The 25,326-nt window shown below is 71.5% G+C and carries 27 protein-coding genes; 16 read left to right on the top strand and 11 right to left on the bottom strand.

Features of this window, described 5'->3' with window-relative positions; translation table 11 throughout:
- Positions 1-32 precede the first annotated feature (32 nt).
- The 8 genes from NRP21_RS20150 to NRP21_RS20115 all read left to right on the top strand — a co-directional run bounded on the left by NRP21_RS20150 (position 33) and on the right by NRP21_RS20115 (position 7,693).
- Positions 33-647, top strand: a complete 615-nt coding sequence (locus tag NRP21_RS20150; RefSeq protein WP_257718025.1) for a nuclear transport factor 2 family protein — start codon at positions 33-35, stop codon at positions 645-647.
- A gap of 73 nt (positions 648-720) precedes the next feature.
- Positions 721-1,281, top strand: coding sequence for an NADPH-dependent FMN reductase (locus NRP21_RS20145; protein WP_257718024.1), 561 nt, complete (start codon positions 721-723; stop codon positions 1,279-1,281).
- 128 nt (positions 1,282-1,409) lie between these two features.
- Positions 1,410-2,324: an ABC transporter permease subunit gene (locus tag NRP21_RS20140; RefSeq protein ID WP_257718023.1), complete on the top strand. Its 915-nt coding sequence runs from the start codon at positions 1,410-1,412 to the stop codon at positions 2,322-2,324.
- Entirely contained in the window at positions 2,321-3,721 is a 1,401-nt protein-coding gene (gene livM, locus NRP21_RS20135; protein ID WP_308219920.1) for a high-affinity branched-chain amino acid ABC transporter permease LivM, read from the top strand. The genes NRP21_RS20140 and livM overlap by 4 nt, the downstream gene beginning before the upstream one ends.
- On the top strand, positions 3,718-4,548 hold the full coding sequence (locus NRP21_RS20130) for an ABC transporter ATP-binding protein (protein ID WP_257718022.1): 831 nt from the start codon (positions 3,718-3,720) through the stop codon (positions 4,546-4,548). The genes livM and NRP21_RS20130 overlap by 4 nt, the downstream gene beginning before the upstream one ends.
- On the top strand, positions 4,545-5,258 hold the full coding sequence (locus NRP21_RS20125; RefSeq protein WP_456300243.1) for an ABC transporter ATP-binding protein: 714 nt from the start codon (positions 4,545-4,547) through the stop codon (positions 5,256-5,258). The genes NRP21_RS20130 and NRP21_RS20125 overlap by 4 nt, the downstream gene beginning before the upstream one ends.
- A gap of 55 nt (positions 5,259-5,313) precedes the next feature.
- Positions 5,314-6,438, top strand: a complete 1,125-nt coding sequence (locus NRP21_RS20120) for a branched-chain amino acid ABC transporter substrate-binding protein (RefSeq protein WP_257718021.1) — start codon at positions 5,314-5,316, stop codon at positions 6,436-6,438.
- 355 nt (positions 6,439-6,793) lie between these two features.
- A complete protein-coding gene (locus NRP21_RS20115) occupies positions 6,794-7,693 on the top strand; it encodes a hypothetical protein (protein WP_257718020.1) in 900 nt (299 codons plus the stop codon).
- 41 nt (positions 7,694-7,734) lie between these two features.
- Here the strand turns inward: NRP21_RS20115 and NRP21_RS20110 are convergent, their stop codons facing one another.
- Positions 7,735-8,196, bottom strand: a complete 462-nt coding sequence (locus tag NRP21_RS20110; RefSeq protein ID WP_257718019.1) for a flavin reductase — start codon at positions 8,194-8,196, stop codon at positions 7,735-7,737.
- Between the two features lie 117 nt (positions 8,197-8,313).
- Here NRP21_RS20110 and NRP21_RS20105 point away from each other — a divergent pair, with 117 nt between their 5' ends.
- The gene (locus NRP21_RS20105) at positions 8,314-9,537 is read left to right on the top strand and encodes a hypothetical protein (RefSeq protein WP_257718018.1); all 1,224 of its coding nucleotides are present in this window, start codon (positions 8,314-8,316) and stop codon (positions 9,535-9,537) included.
- A gap of 96 nt (positions 9,538-9,633) precedes the next feature.
- Positions 9,634-9,933 carry a hypothetical protein gene (locus NRP21_RS20100; protein WP_257718017.1) on the top strand — a complete coding sequence of 100 codons (300 nt, stop codon included), beginning with the start codon at positions 9,634-9,636 and terminating at the stop codon, positions 9,931-9,933.
- A gap of 6 nt (positions 9,934-9,939) precedes the next feature.
- On the opposite strand, the gene NRP21_RS20095 is transcribed toward NRP21_RS20100, so the two are convergent.
- Complete coding sequence (locus NRP21_RS20095; RefSeq protein WP_257718016.1) at positions 9,940-10,446, bottom strand: GNAT family N-acetyltransferase; 507 nt, start codon at positions 10,444-10,446, stop codon at positions 9,940-9,942.
- Between the two features lie 71 nt (positions 10,447-10,517).
- Between NRP21_RS20095 and NRP21_RS20090 the strand changes: the two genes are divergently transcribed.
- Positions 10,518-11,345 carry a CoA transferase subunit A gene (locus NRP21_RS20090; protein WP_257718015.1) on the top strand — a complete coding sequence of 276 codons (828 nt, stop codon included), beginning with the start codon at positions 10,518-10,520 and terminating at the stop codon, positions 11,343-11,345.
- Complete coding sequence (locus tag NRP21_RS20085; RefSeq protein ID WP_257718014.1) at positions 11,342-12,106, top strand: CoA synthetase; 765 nt, start codon at positions 11,342-11,344, stop codon at positions 12,104-12,106. The genes NRP21_RS20090 and NRP21_RS20085 overlap by 4 nt, the downstream gene beginning before the upstream one ends.
- Here the strand turns inward: NRP21_RS20085 and NRP21_RS20080 are convergent.
- Positions 12,103-13,074 carry a Gfo/Idh/MocA family protein gene (locus tag NRP21_RS20080; RefSeq protein ID WP_257718013.1) on the bottom strand — a complete coding sequence of 324 codons (972 nt, stop codon included), beginning with the start codon at positions 13,072-13,074 and terminating at the stop codon, positions 12,103-12,105. The genes NRP21_RS20085 and NRP21_RS20080 overlap by 4 nt on opposite strands.
- A 145-nt stretch (positions 13,075-13,219) precedes the next feature.
- Here NRP21_RS20080 and secD point away from each other — a divergent pair, with 145 nt between their 5' ends.
- From secD to NRP21_RS20060, 4 genes are all read left to right on the top strand, one after another.
- A complete protein-coding gene (gene secD / locus NRP21_RS20075; protein WP_257718012.1) occupies positions 13,220-14,827 on the top strand; it encodes a protein translocase subunit SecD in 1,608 nt (535 codons plus the stop codon).
- Positions 14,828-14,842: 15 nt separating this feature from the next.
- Positions 14,843-15,853 (top strand): protein translocase subunit SecF, encoded by a 1,011-nt coding sequence (secF, locus tag NRP21_RS20070; RefSeq protein ID WP_257718011.1) that lies wholly within the window; start codon positions 14,843-14,845, stop codon positions 15,851-15,853.
- Complete coding sequence (locus NRP21_RS20065) at positions 15,850-16,818, top strand: Bug family tripartite tricarboxylate transporter substrate binding protein (protein ID WP_257718010.1); 969 nt, start codon at positions 15,850-15,852, stop codon at positions 16,816-16,818. The genes secF and NRP21_RS20065 overlap by 4 nt, the downstream gene beginning before the upstream one ends.
- A gap of 118 nt (positions 16,819-16,936) precedes the next feature.
- Positions 16,937-18,121, top strand: coding sequence for an EAL domain-containing protein (locus tag NRP21_RS20060; RefSeq protein ID WP_257718009.1), 1,185 nt, complete (start codon positions 16,937-16,939; stop codon positions 18,119-18,121).
- Positions 18,122-18,179: 58 nt separating this feature from the next.
- Here NRP21_RS20060 and NRP21_RS20055 read toward each other — a convergent pair whose 3' ends face one another.
- From NRP21_RS20055 to NRP21_RS20020, 8 genes are all read right to left on the bottom strand, one after another.
- Positions 18,180-18,959, bottom strand: coding sequence for a DUF4394 domain-containing protein (locus NRP21_RS20055; RefSeq protein ID WP_257718008.1), 780 nt, complete (start codon positions 18,957-18,959; stop codon positions 18,180-18,182).
- A gap of 100 nt (positions 18,960-19,059) precedes the next feature.
- Entirely contained in the window at positions 19,060-19,746 is a 687-nt protein-coding gene (locus NRP21_RS20050; protein WP_257718007.1) for an anti-sigma factor, read from the bottom strand.
- Positions 19,743-20,291 carry a sigma-70 family RNA polymerase sigma factor gene (locus NRP21_RS20045; protein WP_257718006.1) on the bottom strand — a complete coding sequence of 183 codons (549 nt, stop codon included), beginning with the start codon at positions 20,289-20,291 and terminating at the stop codon, positions 19,743-19,745. Before NRP21_RS20045 ends, NRP21_RS20050 begins: the two co-directional genes overlap by 4 nt.
- On the bottom strand, positions 20,284-21,471 hold the full coding sequence (locus tag NRP21_RS20040) for an iron-containing alcohol dehydrogenase (RefSeq protein WP_257718005.1): 1,188 nt from the start codon (positions 21,469-21,471) through the stop codon (positions 20,284-20,286). The genes NRP21_RS20045 and NRP21_RS20040 overlap by 8 nt, the downstream gene beginning before the upstream one ends.
- 70 nt (positions 21,472-21,541) lie before the next feature.
- Positions 21,542-21,718 carry a hypothetical protein gene (locus NRP21_RS20035; RefSeq protein ID WP_257718004.1) on the bottom strand — a complete coding sequence of 59 codons (177 nt, stop codon included), beginning with the start codon at positions 21,716-21,718 and terminating at the stop codon, positions 21,542-21,544.
- 71 nt (positions 21,719-21,789) lie between these two features.
- Positions 21,790-22,881, bottom strand: a complete 1,092-nt coding sequence (locus NRP21_RS20030; protein WP_257718003.1) for an ABC transporter ATP-binding protein — start codon at positions 22,879-22,881, stop codon at positions 21,790-21,792.
- Positions 22,878-23,873, bottom strand: a complete 996-nt coding sequence (locus NRP21_RS20025; RefSeq protein WP_257718002.1) for an ABC transporter ATP-binding protein — start codon at positions 23,871-23,873, stop codon at positions 22,878-22,880. The genes NRP21_RS20030 and NRP21_RS20025 overlap by 4 nt, the downstream gene beginning before the upstream one ends.
- Positions 23,870-25,303: an amidohydrolase family protein gene (locus tag NRP21_RS20020; protein WP_257718001.1), complete on the bottom strand. Its 1,434-nt coding sequence runs from the start codon at positions 25,301-25,303 to the stop codon at positions 23,870-23,872. The genes NRP21_RS20025 and NRP21_RS20020 overlap by 4 nt, the downstream gene beginning before the upstream one ends.
- Positions 25,304-25,326 lie beyond the last annotated feature (23 nt).

The following is a 25,326-nucleotide window of genomic DNA, read 5'->3' as shown; positions in this document are numbered from 1 at the left end:
TGCGGCAGAGGAAATGAATCGGGAGGGATGGGATGCCGGATGACGCGCTGCTGCGCCGCCTGCAGGTGATGGAGCTGGTGCAGAACTGGGCCGTCTGGCGCGATGCCGGCGACTGGGAGCGGTTCCGCACGGTCTGGGCGCCGGAGGGGCGGATGATGGCCACCTGGTGCCAGGCCCCGGCGGAGGGCTTCATCAAGGCGAGCCAGGAGGGGTGGGCGAAGGGCGTCTCCATCCTCCACTTCCTCGGCGGCTGTTCCGTGGACATCGTGGGGCGGCGTGCCATCGCGCAGACGAAGATGACCATTTCCCAGCGCGCGCCCGTGCATGGGGTAGTGGTGGACGTGGTCTGCACCGGCCGCTTCTACGACTTCATCGAGGAGCGGGAGGACGGTTGGAAGATCGTGCTGCGCCAGCCGATCTACGAGAAGGACCGGATGGACCCGGTGAACCCGGCCGAGCGGCTGGAGCTGGACCCGGACCTGCTGGGGCGCTTCCCCGAGGGATACCGGCACCTCGCCTACCTGCAGAGCGGGATCGGCTACGAGGTGAAGACCGACATGCCCGGGCTGAAGGGGGAGAAGGTGCAAGCCCTCTACGCCGCCGGAGCCGGCTGGCTGCGGGGCGAGGCCCTGGACTGGGAGGAATAGCCCCCGCGCGGTGGCGCCAGCCTTCGCCAGCGCCTATGCCTCCCTGCCCGCCTTCAGGAGAATCCCCCCGACCATGGCCAGCTTCAAGATCCTCGCCATCTCCGGCAGCCTTCGTAAGGGCTCGCACAACACCGCCGCCCTCCGCGCCGCCCAGGAGCTGGCGCCGGAAGGCGTGGAGGTGACGATCTTCGAGGGGCTTGGGGAGATCCCTCCCTACAACGACGATGTCCGCACCGGCGAGGGCTACCCGCCGGCCGTGGAGGCCTTCCGGACGGCGCTGCGGGAAGCGGACGCGGTGATGATCGCAACGCCGGAGTACAACTACTCCATCCCCGGCGTGCTGAAGAACGCGATCGACTGGGCCTCCCGCCCGCCGGAGCAGCCCTTCAACGAGAAGCCGGTGGCAATCCTTGGCGCCTCCCCCGGCCTCTTCGGCACCTCCCGCGCGCAGTACGACCTGCGGAAGATGTTCGTCTTCCTCAACGCCTTCCCGATCAACAAGCCGGAGGTGATGATCAACCAGTCCGGTGGAAAGATCGATGCCGAGGGCCGGCTGACGGACGAGACGACCCGCGGCTTCATCGCCCAGCAGATCGTGGCGCTGCGGGATTGGGCCCTGCGCATCAAGGTCTGAACGGCCCGCCGGCCCGCCCCCCTTGGCGCGGGGCGGGCCGGCGGCGTAGCGTGGCACGAGGGATGCTTCACCGCCGAAGGGCGGGCCAGGGGGAACACCCCCGGCCACGAACGTTTGGGAGACCGCGCTTGGCCTATGCCCTGCAGCAGCTGATCAACGGCGTCGCGTTGGGCATGATCTACGGGTTGATCGCGGTGGGCTACACGATGGTCTACGGGATCATCGGGATGATCAACTTCGCCCATGGCGACATCTTCATGGTGGGCGCCTTCATCTCCCTCATCTCCTTCGTGCTGATCGCGATGGGGGGATGGACGGCGGGGCCAGGTGCGATCCTGCTGGTGCTGCTGGTCTCCATGGCCGTCACCGCGCTGTACGGCTGGTCCGTGGAGCGGGTGGCCTACCGGCCCCTGCGCGGCTCCTTCCGGCTGGCGCCGCTGATCTCGGCGATCGGCATGTCCATCGTGCTGCAGAACTACGTGCAGGTGGCGCAGGGGGCGCGGGTGAAGCCGATTGAGTCCCTCGTCACCGGCAGCGTGGAGCTTTGGCACGGCAACGGCTTCGCGGTGTCCATCTCCACCATGCAGGCCATGATCATCGTGGTGACGCTGCTGGTGTTGGCGATCTTCACCTGGCTGGTGACGCGAACCTCGCTCGGCCGCGCCATGCGGGCCTGCGAGCAGGATCGGAAAATGGCGGGGCTGCTCGGGATCGACACGGACCGCACCATCAGCATCACCTTCGTCATCGGCGCGGCGCTCGCCTCCGTCGCGGGCACCATGTACCTGCTGCGCTACGGGGTGATCGACTTCTACATCGGCTTCCTGGCGGGGGTAAAAGCCTTCACCGCCGCGGTGCTGGGGGGCATCGGATCCCTGCCCGGGGCGGTGCTGGGCGGGCTGCTGATCGGGCTGATCGAGACCTTCTGGAGCGCCTACTTCTCCGTGCAGTACAAGGATGTGGCGACCTTCGCGATCCTCGTCATCACGCTGATCTTCATGCCCACCGGGCTGCTCGGCCGGGCGGAGGTGGAGAAGGTATGAGCGATTCCGTCCTCGGCGGCCCGCATGAGGGCGGGGCGGCGCGCAGCGATGACGGCGTGCCCGCGCCGGGCCAGACGGGCGGCATCCCCCGCGGCCCCGCCCCGGCCGCACCGCGCCCGCCTATCGCGCACGCGCTGCGGGACGCGGTCATGGCCGCGCTGGTCTCGGTGGTTCTCTTCGTGCCGCTCGTCGGGCTGCGAACGGATGTCTCTCCGGGCAGCGGGCTGATCATCCGGACACGCTGGGCGGACGTGGCCATCCTTGTCGGCCTCGTCTTCGCCGGGCGGCTGCTGCTGAACCTCTGGCAGGACCACCGCCCGGCCCGCACGGCACCCACCGCGCGGCGGACGGAAGTGCTGCGCCGCATCGGCACCTTCGTCGCGCCCCTGCTGCTGGGCTTCGCCGTCGTCCTGCCCTTCCTGCCGGGCACGTCGCGCTACGTGCTGGACCTCGGCATCCTCGTCCTCACCTATGTCATGCTGGGATGGGGGCTGAACATCGTGGTCGGGCTCGCCGGGCTGCTCGACCTGGGCTACGTCGCCTTCTACGCCGTCGGCGCCTATGCCTACGCGCTGCTCTCCACCAATTACGGCCTCTCCTTCTGGATCTGCCTGCCGCTGGCAGGGATCATGGCGGCCTTCTGGGGCGTGCTCCTCGGCTTTCCCGTGCTGCGGCTGCGGGGCGACTACCTGGCGATCGTCACGCTGGCCTTCGGCGAGATCATCCGGGTGGTGCTGATCAACTGGGTGTCGCTCACGGGCGGGCCGAACGGAATTTCCGGGATCCCCCGCCCATCCTTCTTCGGGCTGAGCTTCAGCGCGGGCGGCGGGCCCGGCTCCTTCTCCGACTTCTTCGGGCTGGAACCCTCCCCCACCCACCGGGTGGTGTTCCTCTACTACCTGATCCTCGCCCTCGCCCTGCTGACGAACTGGGTGACGCTGCGGCTCCGCCGCCAGCCCCTGGGCCGCGCCTGGGAGGCGCTGCGGGAGGACGAGATCGCCTGCCGAGCGCTGGGCATCAACGTGACGAACACGAAGCTGACCGCCTTCGCCATCGGCGCCATGTTCGGCGGCTTCGCCGGCGCCTTCTTCGCCACGCGCCAGGCCTTCGTCAGCCCAGAGAGCTTCACCTTCATCGAGAGCGCCATCATCCTCGCCATCGTCGTGCTCGGCGGCCTCGGCAGCCAGTTGGGCGTCGCGCTGGCGGCGCTGGTGATGATCGGCGGGTTCGAGGCCTTCCGCGACCTGGAAGAGTACCGGATGCTCGTCTTCGGCGGGGCGATGGTGGCGATCATGGTCTGGCGGCCGCGCGGGCTGGTTTCCACCCGCACGCCCTCCATCGCCCTCGGGAAGCGCCGCGCCATTTCGGGTGACCTCGTGGGGGAGGGCCACGGATGAGCGCGCCGATCCTTCAGGTGCGGGAGCTGGTGATGCGGTTCGGCGGGCTGACCGCCGTGAACCACGTCTCCTTCGAGGCGGCGCGGGGCGACATCACCGCCGTGATCGGCCCCAACGGCGCAGGCAAGACCACCGTCTTCAACCTCATCACCGGTTTCTACACGCCGAGCGAGGGCGAGATCATCCTGCACGGGCGGGAGGGTGAGCGCGGGCTGCACGCCACCCCCGGCCACCGCATCGCACGCGCGGGAGTGGCCCGCACCTTCCAGAACATCCGCCTCTTCGGCGGCATGACGGTGCTGGAGAACCTGCTGGTCGCGCAGCACAACCGGCTGCAGGCGGCAACCGGCTTCGGCATCGGCGCGGTCCTTGGCCTGGGCGGCTACCGCGCGGCGGAACGGGCGGCGATCGAGCGCGCGAAGCACTGGCTGGGGGCGACGGACCTGCTGGACCGGGCGGACGACCCTGCGGGCGCCCTGCCCTACGGCGCGCAGCGGCGGCTGGAGATCGCGCGGGCCATGTGCACCGACCCCGTGCTGCTCTGCCTGGACGAGCCCGCCGCGGGGCTCAACCCGCGGGAGTCCGAAGAGCTAGCGGCGCTGATCCGGCTGATCCGCGATGGTGGCTGCTCCATCCTGCTGATCGAGCACGACATGGGGGTGGTGATGAACATCTCCGACCACATCGTCGTGCTGGACCACGGCAAGAAGATCGCCGACGGCACGCCAGCCCAGATCCGCTCGGATGAGGCGGTGATCGCCGCCTATCTCGGCACCGGCGACGACGACGAGGAACCCTCCCCCGCCACCGCGGAGGGCGCGGCATGACGCAAATGCTGCGTCTGGAGAACGTGACCACCGCCTATGGCGCCGTGGAGGCGCTGAAGGGCGTCTCCGTCCACGTCGACCCCGGCGAGATCGTGACGCTGATCGGCGCGAACGGCGCCGGCAAGTCCACCCTGCTGATGACGATCTTCGGCAGCCCGCGCGCCCGCACCGGCCGCGTGGTGTTCGAGGGGCGCGACATCACGGGCATGCCGATGCACGAGATCGCCCGCGCCGGCATCGCGCAGTCCCCGGAGGGCCGCCGGATCTTCCCGCGCATGAGCGTGCGGGAGAACCTGCTGATGGGCGCGCAGTCCTTCGGGGTGGATCCCGCACCGGGGCTGGAGCAGGCCTTCACCCTGTTCCCCCGCCTGAAGGAGCGCGAGGCGCAGCGCGGCGGCACACTCTCCGGCGGCGAGCAGCAGATGCTCGCCATCGCCCGCGCGCTGATGTCGAAGCCCCGGCTGCTGCTGCTGGACGAGCCCTCCCTCGGCCTGGCGCCGCTGGTGGTGCGGCAGATCTTCACGGCCATCCGCACGCTGAACCGGGAAACCGGGCTGACCGTGCTGCTGGTGGAGCAGAACGCCAATCAGGCGCTTCGCCTCGCCCACCGCGGCTACGTGCTGGTGAACGGGCGCATCACCATGGGGGACACGGGCGCGGCGCTGCTGGCCCGGCCCGAGGTGCGGGACGCCTATCTCGGCACCCATTGAAGCGTAACGGTCGCGCGCCCTAGGCTCCCCCAAACAGTCCAGCGGAGGCTTCCCCATGACCATCCAGCGCCGCACCCTCCTGGGTGCCACCCTCGCCGCCCCGGCGGTCCTCCCGGCCGGGGGCGCCATGGCCCAGGCCCGCGGGCCCATCCGCATCGCCATGGCCGGCCCGCTGACGGGCGCCAACGCCACCTTCGGCGCCCAGATGCGCGAGGGCGTGACCCAGGCCGTGACGGACCTGAACGCCGCCGGCGGCGTGCTGGGCCAGCAGCTGGCGATGGAGACGGGCGACGACGCCTGCGACCCGCGCCAGGCCGTCTCCGTCGCCAACCAGCTCGCCGGGCGGCAGGTGCGCGTGGTGGTCGGGCATTACTGCTCCGGCTCCTCCATCCCCGCCAGCAAGGTCTATACGGAGGAGGGCGTGCTGCAGATCAGCCCCGCCTCCACCAACCCGCGCTACACGGACGAGGGTTCCTGGAACACCTTCCGCACCTGCGGGCGCGACGACCAGCAGGGTGCCGTGGCCGGGAAGTACATCGCCGAGAACTACAGGGGTAAGCGCGTCGCCGTGCTCCACGACAACTCCGCCTACGGCAAGGGCCTGGCGGACGAGACGAAGAAGACGATGAACGCGGCCGGGCTGACCGAGACGATCTACGCCGCCTATACCCCCGGCGAGCGCGACTACAACGCCGTTGTCTCCCGCCTGAAAGCCGCGAACATCGACGTGATCTACCTTGGCGGCTACCACACCGAGGCCGGGCTGATCATCCGCCAGGCCAAGGAGCAGGGGATGAACTGCACCCTGATCGGCGGCGACGCGCTGACCACGAACGAGTTCTGGCAGATCAGCGGCGCGGCCGGCGAGGGCTGCATGATGACCTTCCCCTCCGACCCCCGGAAGCGCCCGCAGGCGGCCGAGGTGGTGGCCCGCTTCAAGGCCCGCAACGTGGATCCGGAGGGCTTCGCGCTCTACTCCTACGCCGCGGCCCAGATCTGGGCCGCCGCCGCGGCGAAGGCGAACACCGTCGATCCGCGCAAGGTGGCGGACGCGATGAAGGCCTCCGGCCCGTGGCAGACGGTGCTCGGCCCGATCAGCTTCGATCGGAAGGGCGACATCACCGTGCCGGACTTCGTCTTCTATGTCTGGAAGAACGGCTCCTACGCGGAAATGTCTTGAAGCGGCCGGCGCACCGTCCCATCTTCGTTCACGTCAACAGCATGAAAGGAGGTGATCCGGTGTCGCATCGCTTTAACCAGGTCCTCGTGGCCGCCACTCGGATCACCGTGCAGGGCTGAACCCGCACGGGTCACCGTTTGACGCGGGCCGCGAACCGGCCACGCGATGGGAAGGCCCCGGCGGGAAACCGCCGGGGCCTTCTGCGTTCCAGACCCTCCGGTCCCTTGTTGTTGGAGGGGCGGCGTTGCCGCGGGGCCACGCCGCGCGCCCTTCATCTCCGCCGCGGCAACTTGCCGGATTTTCATCCCGTTCCCGGATTGCGGCCCTCAAGGCCCACAAAAAAGGAACACACGCCATGTCCGGCACCTACGAAGCACCATCCGCCGCCCCCACCATGCCGGAGGGCGCGCCCGTCCTGCGGAACCGCGTCTCCTGGGGCGCCATCATTGCCGGGGCACTGATCGCCATTGCCGTCGGCATGTCGCTGAACGTGCTCGGCCTCGCCATTGGCGTCACCACCGTGGACGCGGTCGCGCGCGACACCCCCGCCGCCGGCACGCTCGGTATCGCGGGCAGCATCTGGATGCTCGTCTCCAACCTTCTCGGCCTCGCGCTCGGCGGCTACGCGGCCGCGCGCCTCTCCGGCACCTCGGACACGCCGGATGCCACGCTGCACGGCGCGGCGGTCTGGGCCACCGCCTTCCTCGTCTCCGCCGTCCTCCTCGGCTCCATTGCCTCCGGGGCGGTCAACATGGCCAGCTCGGCCGTATCGAACGTCGTGGGCGGCGCGGCGCAGGGCCTCGGCCATGCCGCGGGCGCCGCGGCGCCGGACACCAACCCCGACGAGATCGTGGAGCGCGCCCGCGTCGCCCTCTCCGGCCCCAGCGATCCTGCCCGCATGACGACGGAGCAGCGCGGCGCCGAGATGGGAGAGCTCCTGGGCAAGCGCTTCGCAAGCGGCGGCCTGTCCGGCAACGACCGGACCCGGCTGAACCAGCTCGTGGCGGCGGAGGCCGGCATTCCCGAGGCCGAGGCGGCGAACCGGGTCCAGGCCTATGAGGCGGAAGCCCAGCGCGTGGCGCAGGAGGCCGAGCAGAAGGCGCGCGAGGCCGCGGACGCGGCAGCGAAGTCGGCCGCCATCGCGGGCTTCTGGGTCTTCGCGGCCCTGGTCCTCGGGGCGGGCGCGGCGATCATCGGGGCCCGGACGGGCACGCGGGACCTCGTCTACCTCGCCGGGCGCCGCAGCGCCGGCTGAACCTGCCCTGCGCCCGGGGGGGATTCACCCTCCCCCGGCCGCTACTCCGGCATGCCCACCGGGTGATAGTTGCGCGAGAACCAGATCAGCGCCGGCCCGGGCGCCCCCAGGCGGATGGCCAGGACACGCGCGAAGACGACGCTGTGCGTGCCCTTCTCCACAACCTCCTCCACCTCGCAGTCCAGGGCGGCCACCGCCTCCTCCAGCATCGGGGCGCCGGTGGCGAGGGTGGTCCAGTTCCCCTCCTCGAAGCGCACCACCTGATCCGCACCGGTGAAGCCGGCGAAGGTGTTGGCCAATTCCTGCGCCGCGCCGGGCAGCACGTTGACGCAGAGCACGCCGTTCGCCTGGACCACCGGGTTGAGGCTGCTGTTGCGGTTCATGCAGACCAGCAGGGTGGGCGGGGTGTCCGTCACGCTGCACACGGCGCTGGCAGTGATACCCACGCGGCCGCCTTTCCCATCGGTGGTAACGATGGTCACGGCCGCGCCGAGACGGGCCATGGCATCGCGGAATTCCTGGCGGCTAGGCTCCATCGGGCGACTCACTCCTGCGGCGTCAGGTGAAGGTATCGACCCGAACGGGCCGCTTTCCCAGGGGGTGGGTGCTAGAAGGGCGGGATGAGCACGCCCGAAGGCGCCCGGAAGCCCCCTGCCCTACCCCGCCGGCTAGCGCTGGCCACGCCATTTCTCGCAGCCCCGGCCCGGGCGGCGGAAGCGCCCTGGGCGGCGCTGGGCCGGGATGGCCTGGCGCCCATCCGCGCGGCCGTAGCGGCGGCGGACGGGCCGGTGCTGCTGAAATCCTTCACCACCGAGGGGCGGGAGGACTTCGACCGTGTCCACGCGGAGGTCGCCTTCACCTACGACAACGCCCTGGCCGGGTTGGCCCTGCTGGCGGGCGGGGAGCGGCCTCTTGCCTTTCGGATCGGCGAGGCGCTGCGCCTGGCCCAGGAGCAGGACCGGCACTGGACGGACGGGCGCCTGCGCAACGCCTACGCCGCCGGGCGGGTCCATGCCGAGGCGCCGCGCAGCGCAAGGCCGCCGGGCTGGTGGGACGCCGCGCGCGGAATGTGGCTGGAGGACGGCTACCAAGCCGGCAGCGCGGCCGGGCCGGTGGCCTTCGCGGTGCTGCTCTGGACGGCGCTGGGAGACCCGCCCTTCCGCCACGCGGCGGAGCGGGCGGCGGATTGGCTGGAGGGGCTGCGCGCCCCCTCAGGCTATCGCGGCGGCACCATAGGGCACGAGCCCACCCCCGATCCCCTGCCCTGGGTGAGCACGGAGCAGAACCTGGATCTCGCCGTTGCCTTCCGGCGCCTGGGGCGGGCGGAAGCCGCGGCCCACGCGGCCGGCCTCGTGCGCTCCACGTGGCTGCCCGCGCAGGAGCGCTTTGCGATGGGCCTCACGCCCGATGGCTCGGTGAATGGCGGCAGCGCGCTGGACGCCAATCTCTGGCCCGTCCTCGCCTGGCCCGATGCGGGCTTCGCGGCGGCGCTGGACTGGGTGCTGGCGCGGCACGGCCTGCCCGCCGGGGCGCCGCCCGCCGAGATGGAGGGGCTGGACTTCAACGACGACCGCGACGGCATCTGGATGGAGGGCACGGCCCAGGCCGTGCTGCTGCTGCGCCGGATGGGGCGGGAGGAACATGCGGCGCGCTTCGCCGCCACCCTCACGCGCCACCGCCGGGAGGATGGCTGGATCGCTGCCGCCAGCGTGCCCTGGCTGACCACGGGGCTCGGAACGGGGCTGCGGCCAGGGGTGGCGGATTTCCTCTACCCGGCGCGCGGGCACCTGGCAGCGAATGCCTGGGCGGCACTGGCCGCGATGGATGCCAGCCCCTTCGGCTGAGATCGGTTCGGCCGAGACCGGCATTTCCCTGTCATGGCGAAGCCAGGCGCGGGCCGTCCTCGTTCCCTACCGGTCACTCGCCAAGGAGAGCCCGGGATGAAGCCGATGGAACCCATGAAGCCCATGGAACCGATGAAGCCGATGAAGGAGGAGGCGCCATGGTGGCCCGGCGACCTCGGCCAGCCCAGCTCCAGCGGCGGCGGAAACGGGACGCGCTACGCCACCTTCCCGGATAAGCGCCGCGTGGCGGTGGAGAAGGACGGGAAGGTCACCCTCTACGACAGCGGTGACCGCCGGATCACCGGGGTGTCGCAGGACGGAGGCGGCGACGCGCCGCTGACCTTCTCCGGCGCGGAAGGACCGATCCGGCTCGAGGACCTCAGGAAGCTGGGCTGAACGCCCTCAGCCCGCCGGGCGGTCCAGCGCGTACCAGACATGGCGGTGGAGCGGGTGCCCCGCCGCTAGCCGGGGATGGCCGAAGTAGCCGCCCCGGCGCATGCCCAGCCGCTCCATCAACCGCCAGGAACGCTCGTTGGCAGGCGCCGTAAAGCTGACGATCCGCTCCAGCCCCAGCGGGCCGAAGCCGCGGGACAGGGCAAGGTGGGCGGCCTCGGTCGCCATGCCTCGTCCCTGGAAGGCGGTGCGGAAGCGCCACCCGATCTCGACGGCAGGGGTGAAAGGCGCATCGAAACCCACCCGCAGCAGGCCGCAGAGCCCGGCCAGTTCGCCCTCCGCCTCCACCGCCCAGAACGTGAATCCATGGGCGGCCCTGTGGGCGACCAGCCGGTCCAGGAACGCGTCCGATTCCCCGCGGGACAGGGTGGCGGGAAAGTGCCGCATCACGGCCGGGTCGGCATTCATCGCGGCGAAGGCCGCCCGGTCCTCCTCCTGCCAGTCGCGTAGGATCACGCGCCGCGCCGCCCTCATCCCCCTCCCCTTTCCCCCCGGTGCGTCCTAGCTTCGTGCCCGGAGGAACCGCGATGACGCAAGTGAGCCTGGAGGCCCTGGCCGCCACCGTGCCAGATGGCGCGCTTCTGGCCCTGCCGCCGGACAATTCCCTGCCCTCCGTGGCGCTGGCGAAAGCGCTGGTGCGGCGGGGCGCGAAGGGGCTGCGGCTGCTGGGCGTGCCCGTCTCCGGCTTCGCGACGGACCTGCTGATCGGCGCGGGCTGCGTGGCGGAGGTGCAGACGAGCGCCGTCTCGCTTGGGGAAGCCGGGTTCGCGCCGCGCTTCTCAGCTGCCCTGAAGGCCGGCGCGATCACGGTGCGGGACGCGACCTGCCCGGCCATCCACACGATGCTGCAGGCCGCGGAGAAGGGGGTGCCCTTCATGCCGCTGCGGGGCGTGATCGGCAGCGACATCATCGCCCACCGGCTGGACTGGCGGGTGGTGCAGAACCCGCTCTCCGACCGCCCGGACCCCATCCTGCTGCTGCCCGCCCTGCACCCGGACGTCGCCGCCATTCATGCCGTGATGGCGGATGAGGCAGGGAATGTCTGGGTGGGGCGGCGGCGGGAATGCGCCACCCTTGCCCACGCCTCCCGCAAGCTGCTGGTGACGGTGGAGCGGGTGGTGCCCGGCAACATGCTGGAGGATGAGCGGCTGGCGCCCGGTGCCATTTCCGCCACCTACGTGGAGGCCTTCGCGGTGGCGGAGCGCGGGGCCCATCCCGTGGCCCTGCTGGACGAGTACGGGTTCGACGCCGCCTACGTGGCCGGATACGCCCGCGCCGCGAGGACGGAGGAGGGCTTCCGGGCCTGGGTGGAGGAGCACGTCTTCGGCCGCGCCGCGCGGGTGGCCGCGGAATGAGCGCTCCGGACACACAGGTTCAGCCGGAGGAGCGGCTGGCGGCCGCCCTCGCCCGCCTCATCCTCGACCCGAGCGCACCGCCGGTCCGGCACATCGCGGTAGGGGCAGCCTCCCCCATCCCGGCCGCGGCGTGCTGGCTGGTGGCGAAGTCCGGGCACCCCGTGCGGCTCTCCCTGCTCCACAAGCGCAGCGGCAACCCCTTCACGGAGGGGTCGCGCGAGCTGTTCGACCTGACCGGCCAGGGGCGGATCGACCTGTTCTTCCTCGGCGGCGGGCAGATCGATGGCCAGGCGAACATCAACCTCATCGGAACCGGCGAGTGGCCCGGCCAGGGGGTGCGCTTCCCCGGCAGCTTCGGCAGCGCCTTCATGTACCTGATGACGCCGCGCACCATCCTGTTCCGAGAAGAGCACTCCCCGCGCGTGCTGGTGGAGAAGGTGGACAACGTCTCCGCCCCCGGTGTCTCTCCGCCGGAGGTATTCCGGCGCGGCACGGCACAGGCGCTGGTGACGGGGCGCTGCGTGTTCCTCTTCGCTCCGGACCGGGCCAGGTTCACGCTGGAGAGTGTCCACCCAGGAGAGAGCTCCGAGAGCATCCGGGAGCAGACGGGCTTCGGCTTCGACGCGCCGGAGGTGGTGCCCGCCACCCCCGACCCGACGCCGGAGGAGCTGGCACTTCTCCGCGGCCCGGTCTGCGAGGAGATGCTGGAAACCTACCCGGAGTTCTGCGCCCGGGTCTTCGGGCGGAAGGCGGCGGCCTAGGCTGCCCCGGCCGCCTCCAGCGAGGCCTTCACCGCCGCTTCCACCCGCAGGGCCGCGTCCAGCGCCGCGCGGCCGGCGGCGCCGTCGGCCTCGATCGGGGCGCCATCCAGGCAGGCAGCGGCGAAGCTGGCGTGCTCGGCTTCCAGGCTGTCGCTCTCCGCCCAGGTGGCCTGGGACAGGCCGTGCCCGGGGATCTGCTCCAGCGAGGCCCCCTCGCCCTTGCGCACCCAGAACATCTCCCGCTTCAGGTGGTCCAGGTTCAGGTAGCCGGCATCGCCGAACAGGCGCAGGCGGCGCTCCATGTGCAGGGAGACACGGCTGGCCGTGATGGTGGCCACCGCCCCGTTGCCGAAGCGCAGCCGGGCATTGGCGATGTCGATGGTGGGGGAAGCGATGGCGGAGCCCACCGCGTCCACCCCCACCAGCGGGCTGCCGGCCAGCGCCAGGGCCAGGTCCAGGTCGTGGATCATCAGGTCCAGCACCACGGAGACATCGAGGCTGCGGGGGCGGAAGGGGGCGATGCGGATCGCCTCCATGTAGAGGGGGCGGCCCACGCGGGCGGCCAGCCCGCCCTCGGCCCGCAGGGCCCGCATCCCGCCGGAGAAGCGCTCGAGTTGCCCGACCTGCAGCACCACCCCCTTCGCCCGGGCGAGGGAGACGAGGTCGTCCGCCTGTTCCAGCGTGGCGGCGATGGGCTTCTCCACCAGGACATGCTTGCCCGCGGAAAGCGCCGCACGGGCCAGGCCGTGGTGAAAGGCGGTGGGGGCGGCGACGATCACGGCGTCGGCGGCGGCGATCACGGCCTCGGCCGAGAGGGCGGGGCAGCCGGCCTCCCCGGCCACCAGGGCGGCGCGCGCCGGATCGGCGTCGTGCAGGCCGATGAACTCGAACCGGGGGCCCTTCGCGGCCTTCAGCGCGTGGAACCGGCCGAAATGCCCGGCCCCCAGGATGCCCAACCGAAGACGCATGGAGCCGTAATCCCTTCGAAACCCGGCGGGCTGTAGCAAAACCTCGCAAGGGTTGCATCGGGGGCGGCCGGGCCGCATCTTCCGGCCCTATTTCCAGGCCATATCGCCGGTTAACCACGGCAGTCACGGGGGGCCCGAACAGGCCATGCTGTATTTCGCGCGGTGGAAGGTCGCCGCGATCCTGGGCGTCATCGCCCTGGGCCTGCTTCTCTGCGTCCCGAATCTCGTCCCTCGCTCGGCGCTGCCCTCCTGGGCGGCGCGGCAGATCTCCCTCGGGCTCGACCTGCGCGGCGGCTCCTATCTCCTGCTGGAGGTAGACATGAACGCGGTGGTGCGGGAGCGGGTGGAGAGCCTGGTGGACGGCGCCCGGACCCGGCTGCGCACGGCGAATATCGGCTACATGAACCTGGCCGGCGACCCGAACAACCGCCGCCTCTCCTTCCGCGTGCGCGATCCGGCCCAGGCCGAGGCGGCCGCCACCGCAATCCGGGAGCTGGCGAACCCCATCCCCGTCCGCGGCTCCGCCACCGGCGCGACCGAACCCGACATCGCCGTGACGGCCGCCCCGGACGGCACCGTGACCGCCACCCTGTCCGACGCCGCCCTGGTGGCGCGCGCGGGCGGCGCGGTGGAGCAGTCCATCGAGATCGTACGCCGCCGCATCGACGAGACCGGCGTCTCCGAGGCGCTGATCGCGCGCCAGGGGCAGAGCCGCATCCTCGTCCAGCTCCCCGGAGTGGAGGATCCCAACCGGATCAAGGACCTGCTGGGCCGCACCGCCCGCATGACCTTCCACCTGCTGGACGAGAACGCCAATCCCAACGGCACCGGCGCGCCGCCCCCGGGCGTGCAGTTCCTCCAGGGCGAGACGCGCCAGGGAACGCAGCCCGAGCGCTACGCCGTGCGCCGCCGCGTGGAGGTGGACGGCGCCAACCTCTCCGATGCCCGTGCGGGCCAGGACAGCCGCAACGGGGAGTGGGTGGTGAACTTCACCTTCGATTCCGTCGGCACCCGCCGCTTCGCGGAGGTGACGCGCCAGAATGTGGGCCGCCCCTTCGCCATCGTACTGGACGACAAGGTGATCACCGCGCCGGTCATCCGGGAGCCGATCATCGGCGGCAGCGGCCAGATCAGCGGCAGCTTCAATGCCCGCACCGCGAACGACGTGGCCGTGCTGCTGCGCGCCGGCGCCCTGCCCGCCCCTCTGACGGTGGTGGAGGAGCGGACGGTCGGGCCGGAGCTGGGCGCGGACGCCATCCGGGCGGGCGTGATCTCCCTGCTCGCCGGCGCGCTGTTCGTCTTCCTCTACATGGGCTTCGCCTACGGGCTGCTCGGCTGGTTCGCCAACGTCGCGCTGCTGGTCAACATCATGCTGATGATGGCGGCGCTCTCCCTGTTGCAGGCCACGCTGACGCTGCCGGGCATCGCCGGCATCGTGCTGACGCTGGGCACGGCGCTGGATGCGAACATCCTGATCAACGAGCGCATCCGGGAGGAGACTAAGGCCGGGCGCACGCCGATCCAGGCGCTGGAACTGGGCTTCACCAAGGCTTCCGGCACCATCATGGATAGCAACCTGACGAACCTGATCGCCATGGTCTGCCTCTATGCCTTCGGCTCCGGCCCGGTGAAGGGCTTCGCCGTCACGGTTGCCATCGGCACCGTGGTGCAGATGTGGACCGCCACCACCCTCGTCCGCCTGCTCGTCTCCTGGTGGTATCGCGCGCGCCGCCCGCGCGAGCTGCCGGTCTGAGAGGGGAACACGCACATGCTCGGCTTCTACCGCCCCCTCTTCCGGCTGGTTCCGGACAACACCAAGATCCAGTTCATGAAGGGCCGGATCGCGGGGCTCATCGTCTCCGCGATCCTGTCCACCGCCTCGGTGATCCTCGCCTTCCATCCCGGCCTGGAGCAGGGGATCGACTTCAAGGGCGGGATCATCATGGAGGCGCGGACCCCCGGGCCGGCCGATCTCGGCCAGCTCCGGACCGCGACCTCCGCCCTCAACCTTGGCGATGTCGGGCTGCAGCAGTTCGGCGATGAATCCACCGTGCTCATCCGCCTGCCCGTGCAGGGCGAGGAAGCGGCGACGCAGCAGGCCGTCTCCCGCGTGCGCGGGGCGCTGGAGAGCGTGGCGCCCGGCACGCGCATTCTGCGGACGGAGGCGGTGGGCAACCGCGTCTCGGACGAGCTGTTCCAGGGCGGGCTGATCGCGCTGGGCATCTCTCTCGCCGCGATGCTGGTCTACATCTGGTTCCGCTTCGAGTGGCAGTTCGCGGTCGGCGCGATCGCGACGCTGATCCTGGACACGACGAAGGTGGTGGGCTTTCTCGCCGTCACCCGGATCGAGTTCAACCTGACGACGATCGCGGCGATCCTGACGATCATCGGCTTCTCGGCCAACGACAAGGTCGTGGTCTATGACCGGATGCGGGAGAACCTGCGCAAGTTCAAGACGATGCCGCTGCGGGAGCTGATCGACCGCTCGATCAACGAGACGCTGAACCGCACCCTCGGCACCTCCATGACGCTGTTCCTCTCGGCGCTGCCGCTGGCCCTCTTCGGCGGCGACACGCTGGCGGGCTTCGCCTGGACCATGCTCTTCGGCATCGTCGTCTCCGCCTCCTCCTCCATTTTCATCGCAGCGCCGATCCTCCTCTTCCTCGGCGAGAACCGGCTGCGGCGGGGCACCGAGGCGCCGAAGGTCGCGGCTCCGGGCGTGCCCGCCGGTGCCAAGGCCCGGGGTGCGGCCCAGGGCGTGGCCGGACCGCGGGGATGACCACGCGGCGCGCGCTCCTCGGCACCTCCGCCCTGCTGGCAACAGGGGCCGGCGGCGCGCGGGCACAGAATGCCGCGCCCTATGTGCCGCCCACGCCGCGGCCGAAGAGCCTCACGCTGCTCGTCGGCGCCGCGGGCGGCAGTTCCACGGACCTCTGGGTCCGCGGCTTCGCGCCCTTCCTGGAGCGCCACCTGAAGCTGGTGCAAGTCCAGGTCGTGAACCGGGTCGGCGAGGGTGGCCTGGCGGTGATGCGCGACCTCGCGGACGCGCCGGGCGATGGATCCGTGCTGGCCTATGCCATGACACCCATCCTTCTCGCGCGCGCGGTGGAGCGGAACGCGACGGCGCTTCTGGACCGCATCCTCCTCCTCGGCGCCGTGACGGAGGAGCCGGTTGCCCTCGTCGCCCCGCCTGGGATGGAGTTGGAGGCGCTGCGGAGCCGGCCGGATGGCCGCCCCCTGGGCCTGCCGCCGCCCACCAGCGCCTCCGCCATCGCGGCCGCGGATCTCGCCACCTCGCTGCCGATGGAGCAGCTCCATTTCCCCTCCGCCGCCGCCGCCCGGCAGGCGGCCATGGCGGGCAATGTCGCGGCGGCACTGGTGACGGTGCCGGAGGCGCTGGTGGCGGTGCGGGAGGAGAAGCTCTCCCTCCTCGCCATGGCTGCCCCGGCGCGGCACCCGCAATTCCCGGAGGTGCCGACGCTGCGCGAGGAAGGGCTGCCCGTGGAGGGCGCGCTCCGCCGTGGGATTGCGGCACCGGCCCGGATCGCGCCCGAGGCCGCCGCCCGGGTCGTGCGCGCCCTCCGCACCGCCGCAGCCGATCCGGAATTTCTTGCCCAGGCCGAATCGCGGGGCATCCTTCCGCAGTTCCTGGATGGCCAGGCCTGGGGCAAGCTGGTGTCCCAGGAACTCGTGGAGTTGCGGAGCCGCTGGGAAACCTCACCCTGGCAGGTCAGCGGGGGCTGAAATGGGGCATCGGGCACCCTTCGCCCGATTGTTTCCCGCAGCCGTGACCTCCGGGGAGTAGGCATCACCCGCGTGTGGACGTTATGGTTTCTTCACGCGGAGGTGGTAGGTCGAAGCGGTGCCTTTTGAAGCATCCCATGGAGAGAACGCCCCTCTGCCCACAGGGAAGGCGGCACGGGCCGGTGCTGAGGGAGAGCTTCTCGCCGTTCTGCGGAACCCCGCCCTGATCGCCCAGGTCCAGGAGGCGCTGCTTCGCATCGGGGCATCGCCGGTCCGGCCGGTGGCGCCGGAGGAGGCGACGGCGCGGCTCGTCGGGCCCGGCCGGCCTCCGCTGGGCCTTCTCTGCGAGCCGCAGCCCGAGGAACGGGGCTGGGGCGCGCTGCACGCGGCGGCGCAGGATCCCTTCAGCCCGACCCGCGTCCTCGTCCTCGATGCTGCCCTGGCCGGGAATCCGGGCGCGCTGCTCGCCGCCCTTCGGCGGATCACCGGCCGGCCGGACCCGAGCGAGGCGGACGAGGTAGCGGCGCTGCGGCGTGGCCTGGCGGAGGGCGAGGTGGCCATGCGCTACCAGCCGATCGTCCGGATTTCCGACCGCCGCCCCGTGGGGCTGGAAGGGCTGGTCCGCTGGCTGCGGCCGGACGGGCGGCGCGCTATCCCGCTGGGGCCGGATGCCTTCATTCCCATGGCGGAGCGCCACGGGCTGGCCCTGGCCGTGGCCCGAGCCGTGGGGCGCATGGCGACGCAGGAACTGGTGGCGCTGCGGCCGCGTCTGGCCCTGCCCATCTCCATCAACCTGCCGCTGGAGGTGCTGCAGCGCCCGGACACCGTGCCCTGGCTCGGCCGCCTCTGCCGGGAGTGCCGGCTGCGGCCAGCCATGCTGGGGATCGAGCTGACGGAAACGACCCCGGTACACGACCTGCCGCTGCTGCGCCGGGCCGTGCTGCGGCTGCGGGGCGCGGGCCACCCACTCTGGGTGGACGACATGAGCCTGGAGGAGCGGCGGGACGAGCTGCTGCGCCTTCCCTTCACCGGCATCAAGCTGGACCGTTTCCTTGTCTCCGACGCGGCCCGCAGCCGGCGGTCGCGGGCGGAGATGGAGCGGCTGGTGGCCCTGGCGCACGGGCGCGGCATGCTGGTGACGGCCGAGGGGATCTCAAGCCCGGCGCTGTGGCACGCCGTGGCCATGGCCGGGGTGGATCGCGCCCAGGGCTACGCCGTGGGGCGGCCGCTACCGGCCGCAGCCCTGCCGGCCTGGATCGCTGCGTGGCGCGGGGCCCGCGGCCCGGTCCGGGATCCTGCCTGATCGGGTCCCGGTCAGGTGAGGTTACCTGACCGGGCGAGATGCCCCGGGAGCCTTTCCCTCAGCGCATCGCCGCGATGTCGATGACCTCCGCGGACCCCGCGACGGGGCCCAGCGGCGTCGGCGTTCCGTTCTCCAAGTTCAGGGTGTGCAGCACGCCGCCCGCGAGGAGATAGCCGGTGTTCGTGGCGCCCTCTGAGAGAATGTCGAAGGCGGCGGAGGCACCCACGCCCGGGCCGATGCGCCCGCGCATCTGCTGCACCCCGTCATTCGGCGGCGCCTGCAGGTTTAGCTGTCCGAGCACGCCGTCCACGGTCAGCAGCATCGTCTGCTGCGCGCCGGCCATGCTGTTCGTGTAGGCGCCGGCGGTGATGCGCGGCATGGTCTCGGCCAGGGGAGTGCCGGCCTGGTACTTCAGCCCGCCGTCGCGCGCGACCTGCCCGTTCTCCACGTTCACGCGGAAATTGGTCCCGGAAGAGCCCATCAGCCGCAGCCGGTCCGCCACCGGGTTGAAGTCCACCACCGCGCGGCCGCCGGATTCGAATCGCTCGCCGAGCTGGCTGACCTTCGTCGCCATGCCCGTGGCGGGATCGATGGTGACGATCGCGCCCGCATCCGTGACGCCGTAGAGCTTCCCGTCCGCCGGGCGGACATCGATGCCGAGCAGCGTGCCCTCTGCGCCGCGGACGCGAACGGGGGCAGCGGCGCGCCGGGTCTCCGTGTCGATCCGGAGCAGCTGGCCATCGGTGGTCAGGCCGATCAGCGTGGCGGCCTGGGCCACGCCACCCAGGCCGAGAAAGGCCGCGCTGGCCAGGGCAAGGCGGCGGATCGTGCGGGTCATGCGTCTCTCCATCAAGGGGCGGGACGCCGGGCCCCGCACCGCGATACGGCGGGCGGACGCGACTGGACGCAGGAAGCAGGATCACGCGTGCGTGATCAGATCAGCTGCTCCGGGCGGGAGTCAGATTTCCGATGAAGAGGATCGGCCCTGTGGGGCGCCCGATGGGAGAGCCACCCGGCGGCTCCAGGGTGATCTCGATCAGCATCCCCGGCTCGGGCCGGACCAGCCCGGGGGCCACGCTGACCTGCCCGCTCTCCGGCACCAAGCCGAGGGAGATAGGGGCCGTGGCGCCGGGCGGCAGCGCCCAGAGCTGCTGCACGCGGCCGCTCTCCACCGGGCGGGGATTGAGGCTGGCCAGGCGCAGCCCGCCACCCTCCGTCTCCACCACCCAGGCCGGCTGGTCGCGGCTGGTGAGGAGGACGGTCATCATCCGCGGCGGCTCGGCGGGGCGGAGCAGCATGAAGGCGGCAAGCCCGGCGGCAAGGGCCGTGGAACCGACGGCCCAGGCCTTCCAGAGCGGCGCCACCCGTATCGGCCGAACCGGCGCGGGCATGGCGCGATCGGCCAGTGAAACCTCGATCCGGTCCCAGAGCGCAGCGGGCGGCGGCTCGGGCCGCGCCAGATCCGAGAGAGGGGCGAGGCGGGCCTCCCAATGCGCCACGGCCTCGCGCAGGGCGGGGTTGACCGGCAGGGCGCGGGCCACCTCAGCCGCCTCGCGGGCGTCCAGCGTGCCGAGGACGTGCTCGGCCGCCAGGGCATCCAGGGCTTCGGGATCGGAGGGGATCATGCGAGGCACCCCTTCAGCCGCAGCAGCCCTCGGCGGATCCAGGCCTTCACCGTGCCGAGCGGCAGTTCCAGCCGCGCAGCGATCTGGGCATGGGAAAGGCCGTGCACGAAGGCGAGAAGGATGCTCTCCCGGTTGCGGGCTTCCAGCGAGGCCAGGCAGTCGCGCAGGCGGCCGTGCTGCTGGGCGGCGGCCAGGCGGTCCAGCGCCTCGGGCGCGACGGCCGCGTCGCCCAGGGCGGGGTCGTCGGACAGGGTTTCCCGCCCGCGGGCACGGGCCAGGTCCAGCGCGACGTTGCGGGCGATGGCGCCGAGCCAGGCCGCCCCCTCCCCCCGCGCCGGGTCGAACTGGGCAGCCCGGGCCGCCACCTTCAGCACGGCGTCGTGCAGCGCGTCCGCCGCCGCGTCCCGGTCCCGCAGGATGGCCAGGGCGATCCCGAAGAGGCGCGAGCCCTGCGCGTCGTAAAGGCGGCGCAGGGCACCTGTCTCACCTGCGGCGACGGCGCGGATCAGTTCGGCGGGATCGGGCGCCGCGTGGCTGTCAGGCATAGGCCTCACGGTACAGCGCCACGATCTCCGCCGCATCGGGCACGCGGGGATTATTGGCGGGGCTGCCCGAGGCGAGGGCCTGGGCCGCCATCGTCTCCAGCAGCCCGTCCCAGCTGTCGGCGGGGATGCCGTGGGTGGCCGGGCTGGGCACGTCCAGTTCCCGGTTCAGCGCCTCCAACTCCTCGACCAGCCGGCGGCCTGCGCTGGCGTCGTCATCCCCCTCCCCCGCCACACCCATGACGCGCGCGGCCTCCGCGTAGCGCGGCAGGGCCGATTCCAGGCCGAAGCGGGTGACGGCGGGCAGGAGCATGGCGTTGGACAGGCCGTGCGGCACGTGGAAGTGCGCGCCGATCGGGCGGGACATGCCGTGCACCAGCGCGACGGAGGCGTTGGAGAAGGCCAGGCCAGCCAGTGTGGCGCCCCGCATCATCGCCTCGCGCGCCTCCTCGTCCCGCGGGCCGTTGCCGCCGCGCCGGGCATCCGCGTAGGCACGGCGCAGGTTGGGGGCGATCAGGCGCATGGCCAGGCGCGCGTAGTCGTCGCTCATCGGGTTGGCGCGGCGGCTGACGAAGGCCTCCAGCGCGTGGGTCAGGCTGTCCACCCCGGTATCGGCCACGGTGCGGGCGGGCACGGTCCAGGTGAGGTGGTGGTCCACGATCGCGGCCAGCGGCAGGGCGCCGAGGCCGGAGATCAGCATCTTCTCGTCATGCGCCGTATCGGTAATGACGGTGAACTTCGTCGCCTCGCTGCCCGTGCCGGCGGTCGTGGGGATGCAGACCACGGGCACGGCTCCGCGGTTGGCCTGGGCCGGGACCTTCAGGGCGCGGATATGCGTGCCGTCCGGCGCGGCGGCGAGGATGGCGATGGCCTTCGCCGTGTCCATCGGGCTGCCGCCGCCGAAGCCGATGAGGCAATCGTAGTCGCCGGCGCGGAAGGCCGCCACGCCGGCCTTCACCACCGTGTCGGTCGGGTCCGGCACCGTCTCATGGAACACCGCCGCGGCGATCCCGGCGGCGCGCAGCGGGGCGACAACCCGATCCACCGTGCCGGAGGATGCCATCCAGGGATCCGTGACGATCAGAGGGCGGGAGAGGCCGAGCTGGGCCAGGACCGAGGCCACCTCAGAGACGGCGCCGCCGCCGGAGAGGATCAGGCGTGGCGCGAGCAGCAGGACAGGCATGGACACGTTCCCCCGGCTTGTTTGACGGGCATCCTGCGGGGCGTCGTTCCGGCCGGCAATGGCCGGGGCGCTACCGGAACAAGGCAATCAGCGCCTGGATCAGCGTCGCGCCGCCGATCGGCGCCACGAGCAGCAGGACCAGGTTCACGGCGACGATCCAGACCAGGACCTTCTCCTCCTTCGGCGTGATCCTCGGCTTCGGAGGGTCCGGCCGCCATGGGCCGGCACCCGGTAGGTCAAGGAACATCGGCCGTCTCCGCCTCTCCCGTCACCGCCCTGAGATCGTGCGGCATTCCCGCCTGACCAGGGCCTCCCGGGTCACGGAGCAGGAACCGGGGCGAGAGCACGACGCTCCCGGGCCGCCGCATAGGCCGCCAGGCGCCGCTGGGCCACAGGGGCGATCCCGCCATCCGCCTCGGCGTCGAAGCGCGGCAGGCTCTCGGCGAAGTGGCAGGCGGCGGTGTGGCCGGGGGCGATCTCGCGCAGCGGCGGGTCCCCTTCCCGGCACACGGCCTGCGCCGCGGGGCAGCGCGTGTGGAAGCGGCACCCGGGCGGGATGTTCAACGGGCTGGGCAGGTCGCCGCCCAGCGGCGTGACCTGGCCCCGGCGGGAAGGGTCCGGGCGCGGGATCGCGGCGAGCAGGGCGCGCGTGTAGGGGTGGCGCGGGTTGGAGAAGAGGTCCCGCTTCCCCGCCACCTCCACGATGCGGCCGAGATACATCACGGCCACACGGTCGGCCACGTGCTTCACCACTGCCAGGTCGTGCGCGATGAAGAGGTAGGAAAGGCCGAGGCGCTGCTGCAGGTCGCCCAGCAGGTTCACCACCTGGGCCTGGATGGAGACGTCCAGCGCCGAGACGGGCTCGTCCAGCACCATCACCTCCGGCTCCACGGCAAGCGCCCGCGCGATGCCGATGCGCTGGCGCTGGCCACCGGAGAATTCGTGCGGGTAGCGGTCCGCGTGGAAGGCACGCAGGCCGGTCAGGCGCAGCAGATCCTGCACGCGCGCCCGGCGGCTGGCGGCATCGCCGATGCCGTGCACGGCCATCGGCTCCGCGATGGCGTCCGCGACCGTGAGCCGCGGGTTGAGGCTGGCATAGGGATCCTGGAACACGATCTGCAGGTGCCGGCGAAGGGCGCGCAACTTCGCGCCGCCGACATTCGTGACGTTCTGGCCCTTGAAGATGATGTCGCCGCCCGTCGGCTCGATCAGGCGCATCACCACGCGGGCGGTGGTGGACTTGCCGCAGCCACTCTCGCCCACCAGGGCCAGGGTCTCGCCGCGGTGCAGGGCGAAGGAGACGCCGTCCACCGCGCGCACGGCGCCCACCTGGCGCGCGACGATCAGGCCCTTCCTCACCGGGTAGTGCTTCGCGACGGAAACGGCTTCGAGGAGGGGCGCTTCCGTCATGCGGCGATGTCCAGGGCAAGTTCCACGGGCGCGCGGATGCAGGCGGCGCGGTGGCCGGGCGCGAGTTCACGCAGCGGCGGGTCGGCTTCCGTGCAGGCCCGGATGGCAAAGGGGCAGCGAGGGTTGAAGCGGCATCCGCTGGGGAGGGCGAAGGGCGGCGGCACGCTGCCGTCGATGGAGAGCAGGCGCTCCCGCTCCTCCTCGATGCGCGGGATGCTGCCGAGGAGGCCGATGGTGTAGGGGTGCTGCGGGTCCTCGAAGATGTCTTTCGCGGTGCCGCGCTCCACCACCCGGCCGGCATACATCACCCCCACCTCGTCCGCCATTTCCGCCACCACGCCGAGGTCGTGGGTGATGAGGATGACGGACATGCCCGTCTCGGCCTGCAGCTCGCGCAGCAGGTCGAGGATCTGGGCCTGCACCGTCACATCCAACGCGGTGGTCGGCTCGTCCGCGATCAGCAGGCGCGGCTTGCAGGCGAGCGCCATGGCGATCATCACGCGCTGGCGCATGCCGCCGGAGAGCTGGTGCGGGTACTCCGCGAAGCGCCGCTCCGGCGAGGGAATGCGGACGCGGCGCAGCGCCTCCACGGCGCGGTCGCGCAGCTCGGCCGCGCTCGCCTTCGCGTCGTGGGCGCGCATGGCCTCCATCAGCTGGTCCCCGATGCTGTGGACGGGGTTCAACGAGGTCATCGGCTCCTGGAAGATCATGGCGATGTCGCCGCCGCGCACGCCGCGCATCTCGGCCGCGGAAAGCGCGGCAAGGTCGCGCCCGTCCAGCATCACCCGGCCCTGCGCAATGCGTCCGGGGTTCGGCACGAGGCGCATGATGGAGAGGGAGAGCATGGACTTGCCGCAGCCGCTCTCCCCCACGATGCCCAGCGTCTTGCCGCGGGGCACGTCCAGCGTCACCCCGTCCACCGCAGCGATGTCGCCGGCGCTGCTGCGGAAGACGGTGCGGAGATCCTCGACGCGGAGAAGAGTGTCGTTCATGCCCAGGGAAAGCTCGGCGGGCTGATCTGCTCGACGGGGCGGTGGGCCCAGTCCTGGGAGGGGGCGCGGTCCAGCACGCGCTTCTGCGCCTCGTGAAGATGGGCGGCGGCGCCCTCGTAATCCATGGTCAGCACCATCCCGTCCTTCACGACGAGTTGGCCGTCCACGTACACGTCGCGCAACGCGCGGTCTCCGGCGGCGTAGACGAGGCTGCGCATGGGGTCCCGCCCCGGGCGCATCATCGGATGTTCCGCGTTCACCAGCACGATGTCCGCGCGGCAGCCGGCGGCGAGGCGGCCGATGTCGTCCCGGCCCAGCGCCTTAGCGCCGCCGATGGTGGCGGAATCGAAGATCTCGGTGGTGGTCACGGCGCGCGGGTCGGTCGCCTGGGTGCGGGCGAGATAGCCGACAAGGCGCATCTCATCGAGCATGTTGTGGGGATAGGTGTCTGTCCCCAGGCCCATGTTGACACCGGCGCGCTTGTAGCGGCCGAAGTTCTTCATGGTGATGCCGCGCCGGGCGAAAACGGTGGGGCAATGGGCGACGGTGGTGCCAGTCTCCGCTAGGCGCGAGAGGTCCGTGTTGGTGTGCCAGGGCGTGGAGGGGTGGTCGTCCAGGAAGATGCCGTGGCCGATGATGGCGCGCTCGTTCAGCAGGCCCATGGAATCCAGCCAGCCGATCGGCGTGTGGCCGTGCCGGCGGGTGATCTCGTGGAACTCCACCACGGATTGCGCGGCGTGGATCTGCCAGGAAAGGCCACGGGCCTTCGCCTCCTGGCTGCTCTCGCGCAGCAGGCCCTCGGCGCAGGTGTCGATCTGTGCAGGCACGACCATGCCGAAGAGGCGACCGCTCTCGTGCTGCTTCGCGCGGTCGATGAGGCTCAGGGCCTCGGCCATGGCCTTCTCGCCTGCGCCTTCGTCCCACTCGTACTCCACCACATGCCCGTTCTTCGTGAACCAGCGGGCGGAGCGGAACATGGGGGCGATGCAGACGCGCATCCCGCTCTCCGCCAGCAGGTCCAGCCAGCCGGGATGCGCCATGGAGAGGTCGGCGACGGTGGTGACGCCGGAGAGCAGCAGCTCGGAGAGCGCCACGCGCACGCAGCTTGGCACCGCATCCGCATCGGCGCGGAAGATCGGCATGTATTCGTACAGGGAGGAATTGTAGAGGCCGGGCGAGCCGATCTCGTCGATCAGCCCCTTGTTCATCGGCTCGGAGGAGGGGTGGGAGTGGATGTTCACCAGCCCCGGCATAACCATCAGCCCGCGGCCGGGAACCTCCTCGTCCACCGGGCCGGTGTAGGCCCGACCAACGAAGGTGATGGTGCCACCATCGAAGGCGACATCGGCTCCGGTCAGGTAGGTGTGCCGCCCCGCCGAGGCGTCCCAGGCGACGGCGACGTCGGCGTCGCGGATCACGGTCACTGTCACGGCTCGCTCCCCCAAGTGTTGGT

The organism is Roseomonas populi, from assembly GCF_024594815.1.
GTDB classification, from domain to species: domain Bacteria; phylum Pseudomonadota; class Alphaproteobacteria; order Acetobacterales; family Acetobacteraceae; genus Roseomonas; species Roseomonas populi.
Note: the sequence above shows the minus strand (reverse complement) of the source record. Positions and strands in the feature narration are given on the sequence as shown.

What these genes read in the sequence shown, in the direction of transcription:
- NRP21_RS20150 (WP_257718025.1), top strand. Translation starts at nt 33, where the DNA reads ATGCCGGATGACGCGCTGCTGCGCCGCCTGCAGGTGATGGAGCTGGTG.
- NRP21_RS20145 (WP_257718024.1), top strand. Translation starts at nt 721, where the DNA reads ATGGCCAGCTTCAAGATCCTCGCCATCTCCGGCAGCCTTCGTAAGGGC.
- livM (WP_308219920.1), top strand. Translation starts at nt 2,321, where the DNA reads ATGAGCGATTCCGTCCTCGGCGGCCCGCATGAGGGCGGGGCGGCGCGC.
- NRP21_RS20130 (WP_257718022.1), top strand. Translation starts at nt 3,718, where the DNA reads ATGAGCGCGCCGATCCTTCAGGTGCGGGAGCTGGTGATGCGGTTCGGC.
- NRP21_RS20125 (WP_456300243.1), top strand. Translation starts at nt 4,545, where the DNA reads ATGACGCAAATGCTGCGTCTGGAGAACGTGACCACCGCCTATGGCGCC.
- NRP21_RS20120 (WP_257718021.1), top strand. Translation starts at nt 5,314, where the DNA reads ATGACCATCCAGCGCCGCACCCTCCTGGGTGCCACCCTCGCCGCCCCG.
- NRP21_RS20115 (WP_257718020.1), top strand. Translation starts at nt 6,794, where the DNA reads ATGTCCGGCACCTACGAAGCACCATCCGCCGCCCCCACCATGCCGGAG.
- NRP21_RS20110 (WP_257718019.1), bottom strand. Translation starts at nt 8,196, where the DNA reads ATGGCCCGTCTCGGCGCGGCCGTGACCATCGTTACCACCGATGGGAAA.
- NRP21_RS20105 (WP_257718018.1), top strand. Translation starts at nt 8,314, where the DNA reads ATGAGCACGCCCGAAGGCGCCCGGAAGCCCCCTGCCCTACCCCGCCGG.
- NRP21_RS20100 (WP_257718017.1), top strand. Translation starts at nt 9,634, where the DNA reads ATGAAGCCGATGGAACCCATGAAGCCCATGGAACCGATGAAGCCGATG.
- NRP21_RS20090 (WP_257718015.1), top strand. Translation starts at nt 10,518, where the DNA reads ATGACGCAAGTGAGCCTGGAGGCCCTGGCCGCCACCGTGCCAGATGGC.
- NRP21_RS20085 (WP_257718014.1), top strand. Translation starts at nt 11,342, where the DNA reads ATGAGCGCTCCGGACACACAGGTTCAGCCGGAGGAGCGGCTGGCGGCC.
- NRP21_RS20080 (WP_257718013.1), bottom strand. Translation starts at nt 13,074, where the DNA reads ATGCGTCTTCGGTTGGGCATCCTGGGGGCCGGGCATTTCGGCCGGTTC.
- secD (WP_257718012.1), top strand. Translation starts at nt 13,220, where the DNA reads ATGCTGTATTTCGCGCGGTGGAAGGTCGCCGCGATCCTGGGCGTCATC.
- secF (WP_257718011.1), top strand. Translation starts at nt 14,843, where the DNA reads ATGCTCGGCTTCTACCGCCCCCTCTTCCGGCTGGTTCCGGACAACACC.
- NRP21_RS20065 (WP_257718010.1), top strand. Translation starts at nt 15,850, where the DNA reads ATGACCACGCGGCGCGCGCTCCTCGGCACCTCCGCCCTGCTGGCAACA.
- NRP21_RS20055 (WP_257718008.1), bottom strand. Translation starts at nt 18,959, where the DNA reads ATGACCCGCACGATCCGCCGCCTTGCCCTGGCCAGCGCGGCCTTTCTC.
- NRP21_RS20050 (WP_257718007.1), bottom strand. Translation starts at nt 19,746, where the DNA reads ATGATCCCCTCCGATCCCGAAGCCCTGGATGCCCTGGCGGCCGAGCAC.
- NRP21_RS20045 (WP_257718006.1), bottom strand. Translation starts at nt 20,291, where the DNA reads ATGCCTGACAGCCACGCGGCGCCCGATCCCGCCGAACTGATCCGCGCC.
- NRP21_RS20040 (WP_257718005.1), bottom strand. Translation starts at nt 21,471, where the DNA reads ATGCCTGTCCTGCTGCTCGCGCCACGCCTGATCCTCTCCGGCGGCGGC.
- NRP21_RS20035 (WP_257718004.1), bottom strand. Translation starts at nt 21,718, where the DNA reads ATGTTCCTTGACCTACCGGGTGCCGGCCCATGGCGGCCGGACCCTCCG.
- NRP21_RS20030 (WP_257718003.1), bottom strand. Translation starts at nt 22,881, where the DNA reads ATGACGGAAGCGCCCCTCCTCGAAGCCGTTTCCGTCGCGAAGCACTAC.
- NRP21_RS20025 (WP_257718002.1), bottom strand. Translation starts at nt 23,873, where the DNA reads ATGAACGACACTCTTCTCCGCGTCGAGGATCTCCGCACCGTCTTCCGC.